The sequence below is a fragment of the Clostridium sp. CAG:221 genome (assembly GCA_000435835.1).
GTDB lineage: Bacteria > Bacillota > Clostridia > Clostridiales > Clostridiaceae > Clostridium.
Genome location: FR883405.1, coordinates 44,738 through 66,072, shown reverse-complemented (window position 1 = coordinate 66,072; position 21,335 = coordinate 44,738). Strand labels below are relative to the sequence as shown.

Below are 21,335 nucleotides of genomic sequence, written 5' to 3'. Positions count from 1 at the left end.
TTTAATTAATTTATTTTTCTTTTAAGGTTCTTTTGGGGCACTATAATTTTCTTTTTAACGCATTAGTAACACTGTATATAAGAAATGGCTAATTTATTTGTATTCCCTATACTAAAAATTTTATAATTTCCTAAGCGTTAAAAAAAACATCCATCCCAAACAAATGGGACGAATGCTTATATCCGTGGTTCCACCCAAATTAAATTAAAATTTAATTTATCTTATTTCTTAATAACGGCATTACCGATGGCATTTCTCTTACGATACTAAACCATAGCTCAAGGGTAGTCTTCTTATAAATCATATTTAGAAATGATCTCAGCTGATTCATTTCCTCTCTGTAAACTGTATTTTTATAATACTCTTCCTTTTCATCGCACTATTTATTATATAACTCTTTTATATATTATTCTCATAAATTAATTTTTTATAATATAATATTATCACTTTTATATATTTTTTGCAAATATTTCCTTCTATTTTAATGTTTAACCAATTCTCCACTATACAATTCATATTAATTAAAATAAATATTTTCCATGAATATTTTAAAAAAATTTGGGCTATACTTGTAGATAAATTTATTGAAGGAGGTAGAAAAAATGAAACATACTAAAATACTAATTGGAATTGTTTTAATTTTAGTAATAAGCATACCTGCATTTCTTTATTTTATCTATACTGATAAACCTCTTACAAAAAATACTTCATCTACTATCAATATTGAAAATAAAGAAACTGATACTAATGATTCCAATAACAATTCAAATTCTAACAATTCTACAAATGATAGCAGCAGTAGAAAGACTAATTCAAACACCACTAGTTCTACAACAGACACCACTGGTTCTTCAGCATCAACAGTAACATATAATATGACTTATCTTTCATTAAATGATTTTGCCTCATCACTTAGTTGTGTAAACTATACAATTAAAGAAGGTGATACATTAACTTCTATTTGCAGTAAATATAAAAAATATTGCAATTTAAACTCCAGCATTAATTTGGTTACTCTTATTAATAATATTACCAATCCTGAAGAACTAACCATTGGAGATACCTTAAAGATACCTGAAAGTACTTTTGTAAGTGGTACTTTATACAAAATTAAAGACGGTGATTCTTGGTATAAAATAAGAGATACTTATTATAAAAATTATGATATAGATAATTTTATGAATTTTATCATCGATTTAAATGAGCTTCCAAATGATATGCTTCCTTTAGGAGAAACTATATTTCTACCTGCTTTACGCGTATAATTAATATTTTTCATTAAATTTTCTTTAAATACTTTAAGTTATCCTTTCATATAGTTGATTAAACTTTCTTTTCGAAATATACTAAGTTATATAAGGATATTAATAAATTTAGTATTTTAAGGAGAATTATATGAAATATTTATCAGACTTACATACCCATAGTATAGTTAGTGGGCATGCATACTCAACGCTATTAGAAAATATAAATTATTGTGCAGAAAAAGGAATAAAAATTTTAGGTACTTCAGAACACGCACCTACTATGCCTGGTGCTCCACATTATTGGTACTTTGGTAATATGAAGGTTGTACCTAGAGTTATAAATGGAGTTACCATCTTAAGAGGTTGTGAAGCCAATATACTAGACATTGACGGTTCATTAGATATGACAGATGAATCATCAAGAAATCTTGATTATATGATTGCTTCATTCCATGAACCTGTGTTCAAACCTAAATCAAAGGAAGAAAATACAGCAGCCATATTAAATGTTATGGATAAATATGATAAAGTAGAAATTCTAGGACATCTAGGAAATCCTAATTATGAGCTAGATTACGAAGCCATAGTAAAAAAAGCTAAAGAAAAGAATATTATGATTGAGATAAATAATAGTTCATTACTTGGTTCATCAAGAGTTGGTAGTGATGTAAACTGTAAGAAAGTTGCCCTTCTTTGCAGAGAAATAGGAACAAAGGTTATTTTAACTTCTGATTCTCATATAAACACATGCATAGGTGTATTTAATAAAGGAATTGAGCTTTTAGAAGAAATACAAATGCCAAAAGAACTGGTGATGAATGATCCTGAAAAATTAATAGCACACCTTAAGTCTAAAGGTAGATTGTCAGATTTATAATAATTTGACAATATCCTCTTTACTTAATTATATAAATAAAAAAAGATGGAAAAACTTTAATAAAAAGCTTTACCATCTTTTTTAATATAAGTTCTTGGCGGGGGCAGTCGGAATCGAACCAACATTGACGGAGTCAGAATCCGTTGTCCTACCGTTGAACGATGCCCCTCTATTTTTAACAAGCAAACCTTACTGCTCATCACTATTCCATAATAATACATTTTTTACATTTTGTAAATATGTTTTGAAGATTTTCATCTATCCTATATTCATTATTAGGTTAAATTTAATTATATATGTCTTACTATTATTCTCACTAATTTCAATACTACTCTAAACTTTTTATATACATAATATCGCTATTAGAAACACTAGTATCGTCATCTAAATATATATATTCCTTTCCCTTATATTCAACCGTCATTAAATAAGCCTTTACTTTACTACCTTTTTCTGCATTTCTAGATTCTTTGCTGCTTTTTACCTCGCTAAGAGTACTAAAGGTACTTTGATAATTCTCATAATTTACATCTATATAATATCTAGTTAGTTCTCGCTTTAATGTCTTACCTTTCTTATGATATTCTTCATATTCTTTTTTGGCATAACTATCTGTCACAACTGCCTCTACTTCCACAGATGAAATAATCTTACAATGATTAGCTTGACCATTTAAATATTGTCCAAAAGCAAATAATCCAATTGGCACAGCCACATATAATACATTTTTTATTTTTTTAATAATGCTCATTTAAAAATTCCTCTCATTATAACTTTCTATACTTTATTTCTTTTAATTATATAACGCTATGTTTAAGAATAATGTTGAAAATTAGATATTTAAAAAGGACCGACTAAATTGTTGGTCCTTTTAGTTCGTTATTTATTAAAATTGTTCCGTATAACTCCTCAACAAATTGGAATTTTAGAGCAGTTATAACCTCTCACACATCAGTTTATTTTAATAAATACTGATATATAAATTAAACTACTAACTTCATTACCAACTCATTATCATCACGTTCACCTGTATCTTTGAAACCTATCTTTTCATAAATATGAATTGCAATTGAATTATCTATATTGCATGTTAATATAACATCATTTGATGACCCAAATGGTTTTGATTTTATATAATCTATGCATAACTTTATTGCTATACTTCCATATCCTTTTCCTTGATATTTTTCATCAATCATCATATGCCAAATATTATATGTTTCTTCGTCGTAATCATAAATAACCATAACATAGCCTACAATAGTATCATTGCTATAAATTCCAAATGGTGTACATTGATTATAATATACATATGCTTGTGCTAAACTACGGATAGGATGTGATACAAATCTATCTTGTCCTTCACCAAGACTTAAATTAAAACATTCAATAAAATTACTTTCATCAATCTTCCTTAATTTTAATTCTTTACTCATAAACTCTCTCCTTAATGTATTGCATACTACTTATTTTTTAGCCAATTATTGTTAAAATAATGTCTCTATAAATTCCTATTTATCGAGTAATTTTAAAATTAAACCACTTCGTCTTATATAACGACTACGAATTACTTTCTTATTTAATTATATACAAATAACAGTAAATATTAAACATTATTTACCATTAACTCTTTTTCAAGATTTTAATCAAATATCAACATATATCTTAAACATAGAGTTATATAAAGAAAGAGTATTACAACTAACTGTAGTAATACTCTTTTAAATTAATCTTCTTTTTTTCTTAAAGACTTTATTGCATGAGTTAATTTAATTGGATTACCATATCTTAAAGTACCCATTCTATAAATTTTAGATGCAAATACTCCAATTAATAAAGTTGATACTATTAAAATTATTGCTGAAATTACCATTTCTACTATTGAAATAGATCCTAAAGCTACACGAGTAACTATAGTCATACATGAAGTAAATGGAACATAAGATGCAACCTTAACAATTGTATTATCTGGATTCATTAAACCAAAGATAGCAATAAAGAATCCAATCATAAATATAAAGTTGATACTTCCAATACTCTTACCTATATCCTCTGTTTTTGATACAAGAGCACCTAATGCTGCATAGATAAACGAATAGAATATATATCCTACAAATCCAAATACTGAAAAAGTTAATAATATATTAGCTGGTATAGCTAAGAAATTATCCAACATTCCATTCCAAGCTGCTCCAGTAATTTTATAAGTAATAACTCCACCACCAAGCATTACCCCTACTTGAATAACACTTGCTATAGTACCTGCAATTACCTTGCCAAAAATTAAACTATTTGTTGATGTACTTGTTACTAGTACTTCCATAGCACGACTGCTTTTTTCTGAAGCAACTGATGTTGCTATAAGCTGTCCATACATGATTATCATAAAGTATAAAATAAACACTAATATATAAGCGTAAAAATAGTTTTCTGAACTATCTTTTCCAAGAACATTAACATTTGATTCTATTGGCATATTATATATTGCATCTATTTCATTAAAATCAAGACCTTTTTCACTTATAGCTTGTTGCTTATACATATACCCTAAAGCTTGATCAAAAACAGCTTGTTCTGAATCATGTAATCCTTTATTTTTTACAAAGTATGTATACTTTGTAAGGCTTTCAACTTCAAATCCACCTTCAACTTGTCCATCTTTCACTAATTTTTCCAATTCATCATTACTACTTGCTGTTTGCCATTCTGAATTTGGATAAAAACTCTTTAAATACTCCATATCTATTATATTATTTTCATCATAAATGGCATATTTACTTTTATCTTCCTCTGACTTTGCTTTTTCATCTTCTTCAGCTTTTTCTTCTGTAGCTAGCTGTGGAATAATACCTGATAAATCTACCATTGATGGTAGACATATTCCTACTATCAAAAAAGCTGTAATTAAAACTGTTGTCAGTATATATGCCTTACTTTTAAAATAATTGTTTAATTCAAATCCTACTACCTTAAAAAAATTATTCATTATTATCACCTGCTTTCAAAACAAATATATCAGTAAGGGTAGGCTCATATTCACCAAACTTTTCTATATCTACTCCACTATTTATAAGTGCTAAAAGTAGCTGTTTCTTACTTATATCTTTCTTCAATTCCAATACAATGAATTCCTTTTTAACTTCATTTACGTCAACAAGCTCTGAAAAGTTATTTTCACAAACTTCCTTTAATTTCTCTAATGAATAGTTGCAAGCACTTAATACAAGCCTATTTTCACCAAATTTCTTTTTTATGTCCTTTAGGTTACCACTTAGAATAATTTCTCCCTTATTAACTATGGCAATGTCTTCACAAAACTCTTCTACATAGCTCATTTGATGGCTTGAGAAAATTACTAACTTATTATCTGCAATAAGTTCATTGATACAATCTTTCAATATTTGTGAATTAACAGGATCTAGTCCACTGAAAGGTTCATCAAGTATTACTATTTCTGGATTAGCTACCAGTGTCTGAGCCAATTGCACTTTTTGTTGATTACCTTTTGATAATGTATCTAATTTTCTATCTGCATACTCTTCTACACCTAATTTTTTAAGCCACTTATAAGTATTTTCTTTTGCTTCCTTTTTAGATAATCCTCTTAAAGTAGCAAGATAAATTATTTGTTCTGCAACCTTTCTTTTAGGATATAAACCTCTTTCTTCTGGCAGATATCCTATCTTATAATCCAATGGTTTGAATTTTTTCCCATTTATTAATATTTCCCCACTATTTGCTCTGAAAACATCCATCAATATACGAATTGTTGTTGTTTTACCTGCACCATTTCTTCCTAATAACCCTAAGGCTTTTCCACTTTCTACTGTAAAAGATATTCCATGTAGAACTTCAGTTTCGCCAAAAACCTTCTTTAAACCTTTTACCTCTAATTTTAACGCACTCAAAGTTTTCTCCTCCCTTTTATGTAGTATTGTATAACTCATATTACATTATGAATAACACTTTGTCAACTTTTTCCTAATAAAATTCTATACACATTTTTCAATACATGTATTGAATTTCCATATACTTTTTACATCCATCATTATCATATTTGCCCTCATTGTCAATTTTTCCTATGATTAATTCCCTAAAACACTATAAAAGCAGCGGTTTGAGATTACTTCCGCTGCTTAATTTTATCTTATGGTATTAAAATTTTTTCCTTATTCCTTTTTATCCCATTCCTTTAATGCTTCTTCTACAGACCTTTGCATTTCTTTAGAAAATGGTGCTTTTACCTTAAAATTATAATGCATTTGCGCATAGTTTTTAGCATTATATTTATTCTTTGCAGTAAATAATTGCTCCCTTTTTCTAAACATATCATCAATATCTTCCTTGGAAAGCTCATTATATCTTTCTTCAAAGACTACATATTTTTCCGCAAACCTCTCTTTTAATGGCACCATGTAATCTTCTGGATAATATCCTAAAGTAAGCATTGCCACTGGAAACACATATTCTGGCAAATTAAACAATGTCTTATGATATTCCTTTTGTTCCATTATGTCTCCAATATAGCAAGAACCAATCCCAAGACTTTCTGCTGCTATTACTGCATTTTCTGCTGCTATTACTGCATCTTGTACTGCCAGAACAAAGCTTCCAGCAGAAGGCCCAGCAAAGGTTTCTCCTCTATCCTTTTGAAATTCTCTTACACCATTTACTTCATAATATTTATACCATTTGCTATAATCAGCTAAGAAAATCAATATTAAAGGTGCCTTTGCTATAAAAGGCTGATTATCACAGCTTATAGCTAATTTTTTCTTTGTTTCCTCTCTTCTTACAGTAATTATTGAATATGTCATCATATTACCAGCTGTCGGTGCCCTCATGGCAGCATTTAAGATAATATCTAAATGCTCATCTGATATATTTTCTTCCTTATATCTCCTTAAAGAGCCTCTTTTCATTATGGTACAAATTGTTTCATTCATAAATACCCCTCATTTCCTCTTTTAACCACTTATCTATTACTTAAACTAAAAGGCATAGTTAATACTATGACTTTAAATTTTCTGTTGTTAAACTAAATATGCTGTTAATAACTTAATTGTATTCTCAAGGGCTGAAACATGGGTCCTTTCCATACCATGGGAAGCATGTACTCCTGGCCCTATCAATGCCCCTCTAATATCATTTCCACCTCTTAAAGCAGCACTAACATCAGAACCATACATTGGATATATATCCACTGCATAGCTTAATTCATTTTTCTTAGCTAAGTTTACTAGCTCCGTTACCATATTATAGTCATATGGGCCACTTGAATCTTTAGCACAAATTGAAACATCATATTCGCTACAGCTTAAATCTTCTCCTATACATCCCATGTCCACTGAAATCATTTCTGTTATATCTTCTGGTATATATGCTGCTCCATGTCCTACTTCTTCATAAGTAGAAATAAGTATCTTGGTAGTATACTTTGGAGTTATATTTTCTCTTTTAAACATTTCAATCATAGCTATAAGTGCTGATACGCTTCCCTTATCATCAATGAACCTTGATTTAATAAAGCCTGATTCTGTTATGGTAGTCTTTGGATCTATAAAAATAAAATCGCCTGGTGCTATACCTAGCTTTTCTACATCTTCTTTTGACTTTACCACTTGATCAATTCTAACTTCCATGTTTTCATCATCTCTTTTTTTAGTGCTGGCATCTTTAAAAACATGGGCAGCAGGACTTGTACTTAAGAAAGTACCAGTATAAAGCTTACCTTCTCTTGTTCTTATAGTACAATATTCTCCATCTAAAGTAGGTACTATAGGTCCACCTAAAAGAGTGAATCTTAATGTTCCTCTACCTGTTATTGAACGAACCATAGCTCCTAAAGTATCCACATGAGCAGAAAGCCCTACAACTCTCTCATTACTTTCTCCTGGTATTGTTATAACTGCACAACCTTTATTAGTTCTTTGAAAATTATATCCATAAGGCTTTAACATTTCTTCAATTTTATCTATTATTTCAAAACAAAATCCTGTTGGACTATTAAAACTTAATATTTCCTTTGACGTATTTAATAGAAACTCTCTATTCACATTATATTTCATAACCATTTCCTCCCAACTCTTCTTTACATAATCTATTTAAAACTATTTTCTTTCTTTGGTCAATAAATATAAATTACATCTATATATTATTTAGAATTAACTAAATAAATCTATTATTTCATCTCTGGAAAGCTTTCCTATGACATTACTTCCTATTTCCTCACCACTTATGACTTTATTAATTAGTTCTCTCTTATCCTCTTGCAATCTTATGATATTTTCTTCCACAGAATCTTTAGCTATAAGCTTGATTACTTCAACAATATTTTGCTGGCCAATTCTATGAGCTCTATCGGTAGCTTGATCTTCAATGGCTGGATTCCACCATGGATCAAAATGTAGCACTAAATCTGAAGATGTAAGGTTAAGGCCAGTACCTCCTGCTTTTAAAGAAATTAAGAATATCTTTAATTCTTCACTTTCATTAAATTCCTTCACCATCTCCACTCTTTTATTGGCTTTTGTACTACCATCTAAATATAAATATCCTATATTTTTTTCTGATAATTCATCTCCTAATTTTTGTAGCACAGATGTAAATTGTGAAAAAATAAGTACCTTTCTATTTTCTGCAATTGCCATATTTACAATATTTAGAGCTGCTTCTATTTTAGCACTTCTCCCTACATAATCATCTAAAATAAGTGATGGATCTAAGCATAATTGCCTTAGCTTAGTTAGATAAGAAAATACTGTAATCTTATTGTCTTCTCCGCTATATAGCTTTTGCCTCACTTCTTTTATATAAGACTGATAAACGGCCTTTTGATTTTCCTCCATCTCCACCATGAATTTCTTTTCAATCTTATTTGGCAATTCATCAATTACATCCTTTTTAAGCCTTCTTAATATAAATGGCTTAATAAGCTCTTTAAGCTCATCATACATATCTTCTTTAAGATATTTTTCTTTAAATTTTGCCTCACTTAACAAATATCCTGGCATAATATAATCAAAAATTGACCATAATTCCATTAAGTTATTTTCCATAGGGGTTCCACTTAATGCTATACGGCAACTAGCTTTTATTGCTTTAACATACTTGGTATTTTGTGCCTTTGAATTTTTAATATTTTGAGCCTCATCTATAATACAGAAATCAAATTCCTTTTCTTTATAATATTCATAGTCATTTTTTATAAGACCATAGGTAGTTACAATTACATCAAACTCTTTTTCCATCATTACAGACCTGCTTTTTTTATCTGCATGAATTATTCCCACATTAAGACTTGGTGCAAATTTATTAAACTCATCTCGCCAATTATATATAAGAGATGTAGGTTTAATAACAATTGATTTTTTACCTTTTTGACTTAATAGAAAAGCTATTATTTGAATTGTCTTTCCTAGTCCCATTTCATCAGCTAAAATTCCTCCAACCTTCAAGTTGGCAATTTCATTAAGCCAATTAAATCCTTCTACTTGATAGTTTCTAAGTTTGGCATTTAAATCATCAGGTACTTCCCTCTGTTGCCTATTACTTAAGCCTTTATCAAGTTCCTTTATGGTTTCTTCACCTTTATCAAAAGCTGTTCCTTGATTTTTTAAACTTTCATTTATATAAAGCATCTTATTTTTATCTATCGTTATATTATCATCAGATATATCCAAGCTATCTAGAATATTTAATATTCTAATTACTGTTTTATCCTTTAAATCAAGATAGTTATTATTTTTTGTCTTATAAAATCCTTTTTTATTTTTCATATCATGTAAAGCTGAATTTAGCTCTTTAATAGTAAAACCCTTTACCTTAAAATAATACCCTTCATCCTCTTCTATAAATGAATAGTCTAAATCTTTTCCTTTAATAAGCCTTATATCTTTAAAGTCCTTTGTTAGATATACCTTACCTTCTTTTAAAAGTTCTTTAAATCTAACTGAAAGCAAATTATATATATCTTCATCTTCACCAATAAATTTAAATTTACTATCATCTCTAATAAATTTAAGTTTTTCCATTTCCATAACTATTTTTTCTTCATATATATTGTCACGAATAAAACTTAACTTATTTATATCCTTTAGCAAAGTTATTTTTCCTATGGAATAATTTATATCTACTTTGCAGTAAATATCATCATTGACCTTGGTGAAATAAAATTCTGGTTTTATTAAACTTGTAACTAATCTTTTAACTCCTTCTCCTAATGATATATCCTCAGTTATGTTAGAAAGAATTCTTAATATTTTCACTAGATTTTCCTCATTATTTGCAAGAATAACCTGTCCCTTATCCATTAGTGGCTTATATATTACTTTTAAGAATTTAATTTGTTCTTCATTAGGCAAATATATTTTCCTATCATATAAAAATACTTCTAAAGAATTATTTAAAGGAATAGGCATCTTATTGGTGGTTGTTACTGATATCTTTTCCTCTTTAAGCTTTATATTAAAATGTATTGGTAACATTTCTTTAATAACTTCTGCCTTGTAATTAACATAGTCATAATTAAAGAATATACTTTTATTATTCTCTAAAAGCATTAAGAATTCTTTCAAATCCTCTGCTTTAATTTCAAAGTATCTTCCTATTATTCTTTTTTCTTTGGAATCTTTGCTACTTATCTTTTTATTAATATAACTAATAATTCTTTCTGCCTCTTCATTAAGTATATGTTTATGAGGATTATATACAAAATTATCATTAAGGCTTAAAAATCTCTTATTTTCCATGCAATAAATAAATTCATTAATAGATTTCATAAGTGCTAATGAATTATCACCAATCCAAAACTCAGCAATATATTTTTCAATACCATTTTCCTTAATGGCTTTAAGCCTTGGCTCTATTCTAACCTGGATTTTTTCAATCTTTATAGGCTCTTTTGTGCCTTTTTTCTTCTTATCCTTTTTAGCTAACATATAAAACTTATATGCTACAGCCATCATATGCTTACATTTAAAATCTCTATGTAAATTCTTATTCTCTATGTAATCCTCACAACTACAATTTCCACCTGCCATTTTTTTATTCCTTAGGTCTACTTTTATGTGAACATTATAATATTTATCAATCTTTTCATCTTTTACTTTTCCATATATGTGGTATATACTTTCTATCTTCTTACCTTTAATATCACTTACCAGCTTATTTTGATAAAGTCTTTTCCCTTCAATTCTGCTTATCTTGGATCCTGATAGCAATATAAGATCAAGCATTTCATTTAAATCCATATATTTCACCCCGATTCTTATATGTGTTTATACACAATTATATCATAACAAATATGTTCTACCAGCTATATTCCACCCTTTCAAAATAATTAAACAGAAATAGCAGCAAAAATTTTTGCTGCTATTTCATATAATATAATCCTTAAATAATACCATTAAACAATTTTACATCTTTTGCAATACTTCTTTAACAATTCATTAATATCTTCATTATTTTTTAATGCCTTTAAATAATTTAAGAAATTATTTTCCATATCCTCCAATGAATTTTTGAAAGCCTTTTGAAAACTTCCCTCTATATCATCATTTAAATTGCTATAAAATTCTTTATAAGTATCTATGCCAAAGCTTAAAAGAAGATATTCAGTAAAAGCTCCTGCAATGGTATAAGTAATTACAAAATTCACTTTTTTAAATTCTTCATTGTCTACCAGTTTTGTTATATTTACATAGAGATTATTATCAATAAAATAGTTTACCCAATTGTAATTAGGTATTCCTAAATATCCCTTATCAAAAAACATTGCTAAACCTTCTCTGATAAAAGTTTGTGGAGGAATACTTAAGGTATTATATGAAATTACATGGGCATCTTCATGGAAGCCTATACATTTTATCTCCTCATTATAAACTGCATATATATTATTAGGTTCACAAGCAAATGCATTACATGGCTCATTATCACCAAAAATTTCACCAACCTGCTCTGGACTATCACAAAGATAATAGTTAATCTTACATGGCATGTTCACTTCAAGTGTATTACATATAAACTCAAAGCATGTTTCCTGAATATTAATTATCTTTTCTAATTGTTTTTCTGCAACTGATCCTTCATTATAATTAAAAATATAATTCTTACTTTCAATCTTTCTCATATTCTTTTCTCCCCTTAATTTTTTCATATATAATATTTATTAAACATGGAACCTCTAATTAATAAAATTATTATCTTCTTATCTTTCAATAGATTTCTCATTATTAATTCCTTTACTTTATATTATAAATTTAATTATACTATAAATTAACTACTTTTTCCTATATTGGTAAATAATTGGTTGACTATAGCAAAATTTCTATAAAAATAAGATTACTATGAATCTTTTTTCCATAGACTTTAATTTTGTCAATATACCTTTATCTTACTTCTTATAATAATTTTTTTATAGGTATTGCATATATATATTAGGTATATTCTTTTTTGAGGTATTTGAATGATAGATATTGTAGTTGAAACAAAACTTATAGCTAACTATATTAAAAATTTAAGAAAGTATTTTCATATGCATGCAGAATTAAGTATGCAAGAATATGAAACAAATAAAAAAATCAAAGAAGAACTTAATAAGATAAACGTTCCATATTTAAATGAAGTAACCACAGAAATAATTGCTTCCATAGGTAATGATAAAGGAAGAACAGTGGCTTTACGTTGTGATATGGATGGCTTAAAAATAACAGAAAATACTGGTGTGCCTTATGCTTCAATTCATGAAGGTGTTATGCATGCCTGTGGTCATGATGCACATATGGCTTCCCTTATAGGTGCTGCTATTATATTAAAAAAATATGAAGATATACTTCCTGGTAAAGTGCTTCTTATATTCCAACCATCTGAAGAAAATGCCAAAGGTGCAAAGCTAATATGCGAACATGGTTATTTAGATAATGTTGATGAAATATTTGGTCTTCATGTATTTACAGATATAGACTGTGGAAAAATTTCCATTGAAGCTGGCCCTAGAATGGCTGCCTCAGATAAATTCATAATTCATATAAACGGTAAAGCTGGTCATGCTGGCACTCCTCACCAATGTATTGATGCTTCTTTAGTATGTGCTGCCATACTGATGAATCTTCAATCAATTGTCAGCCGTGAGATAAATCCTCTTGATAGTGCTGTGGTAACAGTAGGCCATATTGAATCTGGATCAACTCATAATATAATTTCCAGCAAAGCTTTTATTGAAGGTACTGTCCGTACTTTTTCAGTTTCTACTGCCAAACATATTAAAGCATCCATTGAGCGTATTAGCTATGCTACTGCTCTAAGTTACGGAGCAACAGTAAATATTGAATATGAGTCTTCAGCTCATCCTGCAGTAATTAACGATATAAATGTTGTAAATACTGCCATTAACGGTGCAAAAAAAATCTTCAATGAAAAAACTTTCATTGAAACGCCTCCTATAATGCTGGGAGAAGATTTTGCTGTATATCAAAAAAAGATACCTGGTGCTTTTGCTTTTGTAGGTAGTGGTAATGATGAAATTGGTTGTGATTATCCTAATCATAATGAAAAATTTAATATAGATGAAAAATCCGTAATCATTGGTACTCAATTATACTTAGCCTATGCTTTAGAAGCTTTATCAAAAACATAATAATTTTTTATATAAAAATGGAGCCTGGAAGTGAGAGGCTCCATTTTCAAATTTGTTAAAATACTTTATAGTCATAGCTTTCATATTTTTTATTATATCCATCATGGATAAGGTTAATTTTTACCTTCACTTCCTCTTCCATAGACGCTTCTATCCTATATTCATTATATTCTCCATCTCTATAATTAAAGCTTTCACCATCATCACAGTAATGAGTATATTTCATATGTCCTTCTCCATTTTTAGAACTATAAATTTCTAAATGAAGTACCTTATTTTCTTTTTCCCCTATATAATTCATTTCTTCCATGATAGGAATTATAGAACCAGCTTTTATATAAATAGGACATGTATCTAATGGGGCATCTTTTATGATATACTGACCACCAGTAAATTCCTCCTTAGTCCAATAATCTATCCAACTATCTCCTTCAGGCAAATATACTAGCCTCTTTCTAGCGCCAGCTTCTACTACAGGTGCTACTAAAATATTATCCCCAAATAAAAACTCATCATTTATTTCATAAGTGTTTTTATCATCTTGATAATTATATAATAATGGCTTAAGTATTGGAGTACCATCAAGCTCACATTTTCTATAAGCATCATATAAATATGGAATAAACTTATATCTTAATTTGATATATTTCCTATTTATTTCTTCTGTCTCCTCATCAAAAGCCCAAGGCTCCTGGTCCCTAGTTACCAGTGAAGTATGATTTCTAAAAAATGGTGTAAATGCACCTACTTGCACCCATCTGCTTAATAACTCTCCAGTACAATCAAAACCAAATCCACCTACATCAGTACCGCAATATGCTAATCCACTTAATCCTAAATTCATAAGCATTGGTAGTGACATTCTAAGATGTTCCCAAGTACTTTGATTATCCCCTGTCCATACAGTTGAATATTTTTGTGTACCAGAATAGCATGCACGAGTTACAACAAATGGCCTTTTTCCTGTAGCTTTCTTTAAACCTTCATATGTGGCCTTAGCCATCATATGTCCATAAATATTATGAGCCTCTTTATGCATCATAGGAGTTCCATCATCATTAAACATCACATCATCTGGTAATGGCCCATTAAAGCTTGCAGGTTCATTCATATCATTCCAAATACCTGATATACCTGAATCTAGCATAATCTTTTGATTATTTCCCCACCAATTTCTTACAGCGCTATTCATAAAATCAGGATAAACTGCATCACCAGGCCATACTTTATTTACATAAACTACTCCATCCTTATCAGTGGCAAAATATCCATTTTTAAGACCTTCATCATATATAGTATATCCTTTTTCCTTCTTAACTCCTGGATCTACAATTGTTACTACTTTAAACCCTTTTTCCTTTAACTTTTCCATTATTTCCTGTGGATTACTAAATCTCTTCTCATTCCAAGTAAAAACTTTATATCTATCCATGTAACCAATATCTAAATATATAGTATCACAAGGAATACCCTTTTCTCTAAAGCTATCAGCAATTTCCATCACTCTTTCTTCATTGGCATATGTCCATCTGCTTTGAGCATATCCTAAAGTCCAAATTGCAGGAAGCGGTGTTCTTCCTGTAAGATATGTGTACATTTCCACTACTTCCTTAATTTGTGGCCCATTAATGAAATAGTAATCAATATTACCATCTACTGCTGAAAAGTAATAATAGTTGCTATTTTCCTTTCCCATATCAAAATGAGTTTCAAAATGATTATCAAAGAATATTCCATAAGCATTTCCTTTTTCTAATGCTATTAAAAATGGAATTGATTTATACAAAGCTTCAAATGTTTCTGCATGTGGTGCTGAATTATCTGTATTCCAATTCTTATAATGATATCCACGTTTGTTTAAGGAACCTGTTCTCTCTCCTAACCCGTAAAATAAAGTATCTTTATTCATAGACTTTTTAACAAATACTTTATATTCTATTTCTTTAGCATATTCATGTCCCTCATCTTCTAACAAAGTATAATCACCACTACGTCTTAAAAATGGCTTTCTATCTCCCCTATGATCTGAACATATTAGTTCATTATCTATGGTATATATATCTATCAAAAATTCATCATAAATTTTTATTATAAGAGCTTCTGTAATAATATTAATACTGCTATCCTTTTTCTCCACTGTAAAGTTACATATATTATTATCTAAATATTCTATAGCCTTAGATTTTCTTTCCTTAGAAACCTTTGGTACGAAGAAATTTACTATATTCTTAGTAATAACCTTTACATATGCATCATTTTTTTCATAAGCAATGCTCACTATATTTTCATCAACAGTATAATTTAATAACTTTCCAAATTCTTCTCTCATAATACCCTCATATACTTATATATTTTCTTTTATTATTTTAGCAGGATTTCCTCCTACCACTACATTATCTGGCACATCCTTAACAACAACAGCTCCTGCTGCTACAACTACATTATTTCCAATGGTTACACCCGGTGTAATTACACTTCTTCCACCTAGCCATACATTATCACCAATGGTAACTGGCTTTCCATATTCAGCGCCACTACACCTTTCCTCTGCATCTAAGGGATGAGTAGCTGTATAAATATGAACACCTGGTGCTAAAAATACATTTTTTCCTATATTAACTGGACATACATCTAATATTACACAATCAAAATTTGCATAAAAATTATCACCTACTTTAATGTTATATCCATAATCACACTTAAAGGTTGGTTCAATAAAAATATTTTCTCCTACTTGTCCTAAAAGTTCTTCTAATATTTCTCTTCTTCTTTCAATTTCAGTCTCAATTGTATTATTATACATTCTAGTAAGCCTTCTAGCGTTTATTCTTTCATTTACTAGAGTTTCATCTGCTGATAAATACATTTCGCCATTAATCATTTTTTCTTTCTCACTTCTCATAATTAGCTCCTCATTAATAACCAATTTATGTTATTATTAATATATTACTGTAATTATACATCGGTTTTTATGTTAATACTTCATTAAAAATTACATTTTTATATAACAAAACTGCTCTAGGAGGATTTATGAATTCAGATTTACTTAATTTAAAGGAAAATAAAAATCATGGAGATTTTAATATCTTACTTAGCACTTATAAAGGGGAAATAACTGACTCTTTTCCTCACGTAGTTCTTCATTGGCACAAAGAAATAGAAATGACCTTAATTTTAAGAGGCAAAGCCGAATATAAAATAGATTTTACTACATACCAAGTAAAAGAAGGTGATATTATTATTATTTCTCCTGAAAGCCTTCATGCCATAAATAAAATCAGTGGTTACCAAATGGAGTGGACAACTATAATCTTTAGTCTTGATTTGCTAAAAAGCCATCTTACTGATGGATGTTCATTAAATTATATCTCTCCATTATTAAATAAAAGTTATAAACTACCTGTAATAATCAATGCTGAAAGTTCTGGTTATGAAAAAATTTATTCGATTATTAAAAATATAATATTCACATATGATAAAAAAGATATTGCTTATGAATTAGAGCTAAAATCAATGCTATTCTCCCTTTTTGCAAATTTATATAAATATAACTATGTTCATAAGGAAAATACTCACAATGAACTTACTGATTATATTCAAAATAAAATGAAAACAGTACTTAATTATGTACAGGAAAATTTCAATAGAGATATGTCCATTGAAGAAATTGCCAAGCTATGTAATTTCAGCGAATATCATTTTATGAGATTCTTTAAAAAATATGCTGGTACTTCTTGTTTAAAATATATTAATAACTATAGACTAGAAAAATCTGCTGAATTATTAAAATCCACCTCTTCATCAATTACAGATATTTCTTTAGAATGTGGCTTTAACAATTTATCATATTTTAATAAGCTATTTAAAAGGAAATATCATCTTACTCCAAGAGAATTTAGAGATAATATATAAATTTTAATATTGCCTTAATATGCCTTCATAGGTTATACTAAATGTGCAAAATAAATATACATTTAAATTTGGAGGTACTAAAATGAGTTGCGGATGTTCAAACTTAGGAAATGACGGAAAAGCTGTAGTAGATTTAGTAAGAAGTAAAGGAAAAGCTGATCTTAAATTAAGAAACGCTTACGAAATAAATTGTTCTTGTGGACAAACTTTTACTATGGAAATATTAGTTGATAGATGTCCTCATTGTAATATGACATATGGAGTTACACCATGTAGCCAAGGAGATGTTAATAACATCAAAGCTGCTGGAATCAACTACTAAAATTATTTAAGCCCAGCAAATTATGCTGGGCTTAAATTCATATTAATTGTACTACTTATTTACTTTTCTTATTTTTTATTGCTTTATAAATTCCTAAACTTAATACTAAAAAAATTGATATTATTATTAAATAAGGGATTGCTGCTATAATAAAAATAACTGTATTTATTGAGAATTCTTTTATTTTCTTTAAAGAATTAACAAAGGAACTACTAATCTTTTCTCCTAATGTCTTTGGTACTGATTGTGCCACTGTTTCCTGCGAAACTTCCTGTATATTAATATTTACAGTAGCCATATCTACTAAGTTACTTATTTTATTTAGACAAGTGGTTAAATTTTCAATTTCATATCTTACATCAGTTAAGGCATTTTCAATTTCTATTATGTCTTTAACTTCAGTGGCAGTTTTTAATATCTCTAAATATCTTTCTTCCTGTATTTGAAGTGATTTTAATCTGCTTTCATTATCATAATACTGAGCTGTAATATCCTCCGCTGAGGTGCTCTTATTTCTTACCGTTGCTAGTTTACTACTTTCATCTAAAAAATCATCTAACTTATCACTAGGTACATTTATTTTATAACTGGCAAATCTTAAACATTGATAATTATTATTTATTCCCTCAGCATCTATACTGGATGATGCAATATATCCGCCATAACTTTTTACCATATCTTCCAATGAATTAATAACATCATTAAATTTAGCTGTTTCTAAGGATAACTGACTACTCTTTATTATTTTCCTTTCTGGTTCTAAAAGCTTCTCTCCATTGACACTACTTTCCTCTGTAGCTCCACTATCCATATCATACATTTCTGTACTGACACTAGAATCACTTTGAGCCATTTCTAATGCCTGTGATGCTGAACTTAAATTTTCACTAGTTTTAGAAGTACATCCTACCATGATAATTGAAAAAATTAAAATCAGTCCAATAATTCTTTTCCTCATAATATTCTCCTTTTATTTCTTTTATATTAATTAGATAGTAGCATATTCCATTTTGTTCCGTCAAAAATAAAAGATGCATCAAAAAATTGACACATCTTTTATTTCTTAATTATCTATATGATCCTTTCGCATTCCTTTAATAAAATAGTATAATGTCCTTAGTGGTACTGCTGTTGCTCCACATCCCATATACTCAGATATTGGGCTTTCAGTAGATGCTGTTCCAGCAATATCCAAATGTATCCATGGCTTATCCTGCACAAACTCTTTAATGAACATTGCAGCTGTTATAGTTCCAGCTCCAGTTTTATCGGAATTCTTTAAATCTGCAACTTTGCTCTTAAGCTGCTTCTTATAATGGTCAAAGGTTGGTAACCTCCAAAAGCTTTCATCTGTAACATTGGTTGCTTCCATAAAAGTTTCATAAAACTGATCATTATTAGAAACCACCGCTGTAGTATATCTTCCTAAAGCATGAATTGCTGCACCAGTTAAAGTGGCAACATCAATTATCATGCCAGCTCCTTCCTTTTCAATTATATATGTTATAGCATCAATAAGTGTAAGTCTTCCTTCTGCATCAGTATTATTTACTTCAATAGTCTTCCCTGCCATAGAACCTATGATGTCACCTGGCTTAAAGGCATCTCTAGATAATATATTTTCACAAGCAGCCACCACTGCCACCACATTTTTCTTAAGCTTATTTTTAGCTATAGCACTCATTGTTCCAATTACTGCTGCTGCACCAGCCATATCTTCCTTCATATCAATCATACCTGTAGGAGGCTTTAAGGAAAATCCACCTGAATCATAAGTAAGCCCTTTACCTACTAAGCCCAACACTTCCTTATTACCTTCATCACCCATATATCTCATAACAATAAGTTTAGGTGAATGAACAGATCCCTTTGCCACTGATAAAAAGGCCTGCATTCCCATATCTCTACATTTTTCTTCATGAATTACTTCCACTTCAAAGCCACTTTCAGCACCTATCTTAACCACTTCATTGGCAAGTATTTCTGGATATATTACGTTAGCTGGCTCATTTACTAAATCTTTAGCCATATTAATACTACTTACAATATTTAAAGTTTCATTTAATACTTTATTAGCTTTTACAAGCTTTCCTTCATCTACATTTGTAATATATATTTTAGGATTGTAATTACTTTTTTTGCTCTTATATTTATCAAAAGAATATAATGTCATTGCAGAAGCTTCTGTTATACATTTTATAATACCTGGAAGGCATATCTTATTGCTTTCAAAAACTTCTATTGCAAAACTATTAAGCTTAAGAGCTTTAGTTTGCTTAATGCCTCTAGCAATAGCATTTCTTAATACCTCTCCATTTAACTGTTCTTCTTTTCCTAATCCTACATAAATTCTATATTTTAATCCCTTATCTAAGTATGTTGTATAAAATACTTCATCAGCTTTTCCCTCAAAAGGAATAGATTTTAAAATATCATCATCTCCTGATAGCTTACTGATTTTATTTTCAAAAATAGGAATTATAGTACCTTTTAATTCACCGGAATCTATATTTTTAATCCTTATATTCATATTATACCTCCCTTACCTTATCTTTCTATTATTTGTATATTATCATATATAGTAATGTATTTCTACATGTCACCAAAGATTAAAGTAACTAATTTTAGTTTTTTCGAATATATTAGATATTATACCAATTAAAGGAGTATAAAAATGCATATTCTTTCTTCTATTTTACTCGCTTTTTCATCAAGTATTGACAGTTTGATAATAGGCATTGCCTATGGAGTAAAACAAATTAGAATAAAATTCATTATTAACTTAGTAATTTCCATAATTGTAACACTAACAACATTTCTTGCTATGTGTTTAGGACGCCTTATTTGTGACTATATTCCCGCTGATATTTGCAATTATATAGGTTCAACCTTGCTAATAATAGTTGGCCTATATATGATTTGGGATTATTATAAAAAAGAGCATAAACATACAGAGGAAAACTCAGTAGAATTTATTAACTCTTTAGATTACGACCAAATAATTGAATTTAACAAAACAGCCGACATAGATGGTTCTGGAAACATTGAAATAAGTGAAGCAATCACCTTAGCATTATCATTAAGCATAAATAATCTTGCTTTAGGAATTGGGGCTAGTATTTCAGGTATAAGCATAATTCTTACCACCATTTTAACTTTTGTTTTTAGCGTAATTACAATGATCATAGGATTAAAACTTGGATCACGTTACTTATCTAAAATTTTTGGTGAATATTCTCCACTGATTTCTGCAGTTATTATAATAGCTATGGGTATATTTGAATTTTTCTTTTAAAAAAATAGCCCCTTAATATTAAAGGGCTATTTGGTACTTAGAAGCTT

Annotated in this window: 18 protein-coding genes and 1 other annotated feature; of the genes, 6 read left to right on the top strand and 12 right to left on the bottom strand. The window is 29.0% G+C overall.

Translation table 11 applies throughout. The annotated features are described in order from the left end of the window. Positions 1 to 161 precede the first annotated feature (161 nt). Positions 162 to 384 (bottom strand) — a binding site (T-box leader). A gap of 218 nt (positions 385 to 602) precedes the next feature. Beyond that, a complete protein-coding gene (locus Q5O44_RS09270; protein ID WP_022168137.1) occupies positions 603 to 1,265 on the top strand; it encodes a LysM peptidoglycan-binding domain-containing protein in 663 nt (220 codons plus the stop codon). Between the two features lie 130 nt (positions 1,266 to 1,395). After that, the gene (locus Q5O44_RS09265; RefSeq protein ID WP_022168136.1) at positions 1,396 to 2,124 is read left to right on the top strand and encodes a phosphatase; all 729 of its coding nucleotides are present in this window, start codon (positions 1,396 to 1,398) and stop codon (positions 2,122 to 2,124) included. A gap of 328 nt (positions 2,125 to 2,452) precedes the next feature. Here the strand turns inward: Q5O44_RS09265 and Q5O44_RS09260 are convergent, their stop codons facing one another. The 8 genes from Q5O44_RS09260 to Q5O44_RS09225 all read right to left on the bottom strand — a co-directional run bounded on the left by Q5O44_RS09260 (position 2,453) and on the right by Q5O44_RS09225 (position 12,253). Continuing rightward, the gene (locus tag Q5O44_RS09260; RefSeq protein ID WP_022168135.1) at positions 2,453 to 2,875 is read right to left on the bottom strand and encodes a hypothetical protein; all 423 of its coding nucleotides are present in this window, start codon (positions 2,873 to 2,875) and stop codon (positions 2,453 to 2,455) included. Between the two features lie 232 nt (positions 2,876 to 3,107). After that, positions 3,108 to 3,560 carry an N-acetyltransferase gene (locus Q5O44_RS09255; RefSeq protein WP_022168134.1) on the bottom strand — a complete coding sequence of 151 codons (453 nt, stop codon included), beginning with the start codon at positions 3,558 to 3,560 and terminating at the stop codon, positions 3,108 to 3,110. 290 nt (positions 3,561 to 3,850) lie between these two features. Next, a complete protein-coding gene (locus Q5O44_RS09250) occupies positions 3,851 to 5,110 on the bottom strand; it encodes an ABC transporter permease (protein ID WP_022168133.1) in 1,260 nt (419 codons plus the stop codon). Continuing rightward, positions 5,103 to 6,032: an ABC transporter ATP-binding protein gene (locus Q5O44_RS09245; protein WP_022168132.1), complete on the bottom strand. Its 930-nt coding sequence runs from the start codon at positions 6,030 to 6,032 to the stop codon at positions 5,103 to 5,105. The genes Q5O44_RS09250 and Q5O44_RS09245 overlap by 8 nt, the downstream gene beginning before the upstream one ends. Before the next feature lie 261 nt (positions 6,033 to 6,293). Further along, positions 6,294 to 7,070 (bottom strand): nitroreductase family protein, encoded by a 777-nt coding sequence (locus Q5O44_RS09240; RefSeq protein ID WP_022168131.1) that lies wholly within the window; start codon positions 7,068 to 7,070, stop codon positions 6,294 to 6,296. Positions 7,071 to 7,157: 87 nt separating this feature from the next. Beyond that, on the bottom strand, positions 7,158 to 8,192 hold the full coding sequence (locus Q5O44_RS09235; protein ID WP_022168130.1) for a M42 family metallopeptidase: 1,035 nt from the start codon (positions 8,190 to 8,192) through the stop codon (positions 7,158 to 7,160). Between the two features lie 96 nt (positions 8,193 to 8,288). Further along, a complete protein-coding gene (locus tag Q5O44_RS09230) occupies positions 8,289 to 11,375 on the bottom strand; it encodes an SNF2-related protein (RefSeq protein WP_302637734.1) in 3,087 nt (1,028 codons plus the stop codon). 155 nt (positions 11,376 to 11,530) lie between these two features. Continuing rightward, positions 11,531 to 12,253: a hypothetical protein gene (locus Q5O44_RS09225; protein WP_022168128.1), complete on the bottom strand. Its 723-nt coding sequence runs from the start codon at positions 12,251 to 12,253 to the stop codon at positions 11,531 to 11,533. A 336-nt stretch (positions 12,254 to 12,589) separates the two neighbouring features. Between Q5O44_RS09225 and Q5O44_RS09220 the strand changes: the two genes are divergently transcribed. Then, a complete protein-coding gene (locus tag Q5O44_RS09220; RefSeq protein ID WP_022168127.1) occupies positions 12,590 to 13,759 on the top strand; it encodes a M20 family metallopeptidase in 1,170 nt (389 codons plus the stop codon). Between the two features lie 55 nt (positions 13,760 to 13,814). Here the strand turns inward: Q5O44_RS09220 and Q5O44_RS09215 are convergent, their stop codons facing one another. Together Q5O44_RS09215 and Q5O44_RS09210 are read right to left on the bottom strand one after the other, a co-directional pair. Beyond that, complete coding sequence (locus Q5O44_RS09215) at positions 13,815 to 16,088, bottom strand: glycoside hydrolase family 31 protein (RefSeq protein ID WP_022168126.1); 2,274 nt, start codon at positions 16,086 to 16,088, stop codon at positions 13,815 to 13,817. 15 nt (positions 16,089 to 16,103) lie between these two features. Further along, a complete protein-coding gene (locus Q5O44_RS09210; protein ID WP_022168125.1) occupies positions 16,104 to 16,661 on the bottom strand; it encodes a maltose acetyltransferase domain-containing protein in 558 nt (185 codons plus the stop codon). 128 nt (positions 16,662 to 16,789) lie between these two features. Between Q5O44_RS09210 and Q5O44_RS09205 the strand changes: the two genes are divergently transcribed. Next, positions 16,790 to 17,671, top strand: coding sequence for an AraC family transcriptional regulator (locus tag Q5O44_RS09205; RefSeq protein ID WP_022168124.1), 882 nt, complete (start codon positions 16,790 to 16,792; stop codon positions 17,669 to 17,671). An 82-nt stretch (positions 17,672 to 17,753) separates the two neighbouring features. Continuing rightward, positions 17,754 to 17,993, top strand: coding sequence for a hypothetical protein (locus Q5O44_RS09200; protein WP_022168123.1), 240 nt, complete (start codon positions 17,754 to 17,756; stop codon positions 17,991 to 17,993). Between the two features lie 55 nt (positions 17,994 to 18,048). Here the strand turns inward: Q5O44_RS09200 and Q5O44_RS09195 are convergent, their stop codons facing one another. Then, positions 18,049 to 18,951, bottom strand: a complete 903-nt coding sequence (locus Q5O44_RS09195; protein ID WP_022168122.1) for a DUF4349 domain-containing protein — start codon at positions 18,949 to 18,951, stop codon at positions 18,049 to 18,051. A gap of 105 nt (positions 18,952 to 19,056) precedes the next feature. Further along, positions 19,057 to 20,523, bottom strand: coding sequence for a leucyl aminopeptidase (locus Q5O44_RS09190; protein ID WP_022168121.1), 1,467 nt, complete (start codon positions 20,521 to 20,523; stop codon positions 19,057 to 19,059). A gap of 144 nt (positions 20,524 to 20,667) precedes the next feature. Between Q5O44_RS09190 and ytaF the strand changes: the two genes are divergently transcribed. Next, a complete protein-coding gene (ytaF, locus tag Q5O44_RS09185) occupies positions 20,668 to 21,288 on the top strand; it encodes a sporulation membrane protein YtaF (RefSeq protein ID WP_022168120.1) in 621 nt (206 codons plus the stop codon). Positions 21,289 to 21,335 lie beyond the last annotated feature (47 nt).

Coding starts and splice junctions, on each gene's coding strand:
- Q5O44_RS09215 (WP_022168126.1), bottom strand. CDS start 16,088: ATGAGAGAAGAATTTGGAAAGTTATTAAATTATACTGTTGATGAAAAT.
- Q5O44_RS09225 (WP_022168128.1), bottom strand. CDS start 12,253: ATGAGAAAGATTGAAAGTAAGAATTATATTTTTAATTATAATGAAGGA.
- Q5O44_RS09210 (WP_022168125.1), bottom strand. CDS start 16,661: ATGAGAAGTGAGAAAGAAAAAATGATTAATGGCGAAATGTATTTATCA.
- Q5O44_RS09200 (WP_022168123.1), top strand. CDS start 17,754: ATGAGTTGCGGATGTTCAAACTTAGGAAATGACGGAAAAGCTGTAGTA.
- Q5O44_RS09260 (WP_022168135.1), bottom strand. CDS start 2,875: ATGAGCATTATTAAAAAAATAAAAAATGTATTATATGTGGCTGTGCCA.
- Q5O44_RS09190 (WP_022168121.1), bottom strand. CDS start 20,523: ATGAATATAAGGATTAAAAATATAGATTCCGGTGAATTAAAAGGTACT.
- Q5O44_RS09195 (WP_022168122.1), bottom strand. CDS start 18,951: ATGAGGAAAAGAATTATTGGACTGATTTTAATTTTTTCAATTATCATG.
- Q5O44_RS09220 (WP_022168127.1), top strand. CDS start 12,590: ATGATAGATATTGTAGTTGAAACAAAACTTATAGCTAACTATATTAAA.
- Q5O44_RS09230 (WP_302637734.1), bottom strand. CDS start 11,375: ATGGATTTAAATGAAATGCTTGATCTTATATTGCTATCAGGATCCAAG.
- Q5O44_RS09205 (WP_022168124.1), top strand. CDS start 16,790: ATGAATTCAGATTTACTTAATTTAAAGGAAAATAAAAATCATGGAGAT.
- Q5O44_RS09250 (WP_022168133.1), bottom strand. CDS start 5,110: ATGAATAATTTTTTTAAGGTAGTAGGATTTGAATTAAACAATTATTTT.
- Q5O44_RS09240 (WP_022168131.1), bottom strand. CDS start 7,070: ATGAATGAAACAATTTGTACCATAATGAAAAGAGGCTCTTTAAGGAGA.
- Q5O44_RS09270 (WP_022168137.1), top strand. CDS start 603: ATGAAACATACTAAAATACTAATTGGAATTGTTTTAATTTTAGTAATA.
- ytaF (WP_022168120.1), top strand. CDS start 20,668: ATGCATATTCTTTCTTCTATTTTACTCGCTTTTTCATCAAGTATTGAC.
- Q5O44_RS09265 (WP_022168136.1), top strand. CDS start 1,396: ATGAAATATTTATCAGACTTACATACCCATAGTATAGTTAGTGGGCAT.
- Q5O44_RS09255 (WP_022168134.1), bottom strand. CDS start 3,560: ATGAGTAAAGAATTAAAATTAAGGAAGATTGATGAAAGTAATTTTATT.
- Q5O44_RS09235 (WP_022168130.1), bottom strand. CDS start 8,192: ATGAAATATAATGTGAATAGAGAGTTTCTATTAAATACGTCAAAGGAA.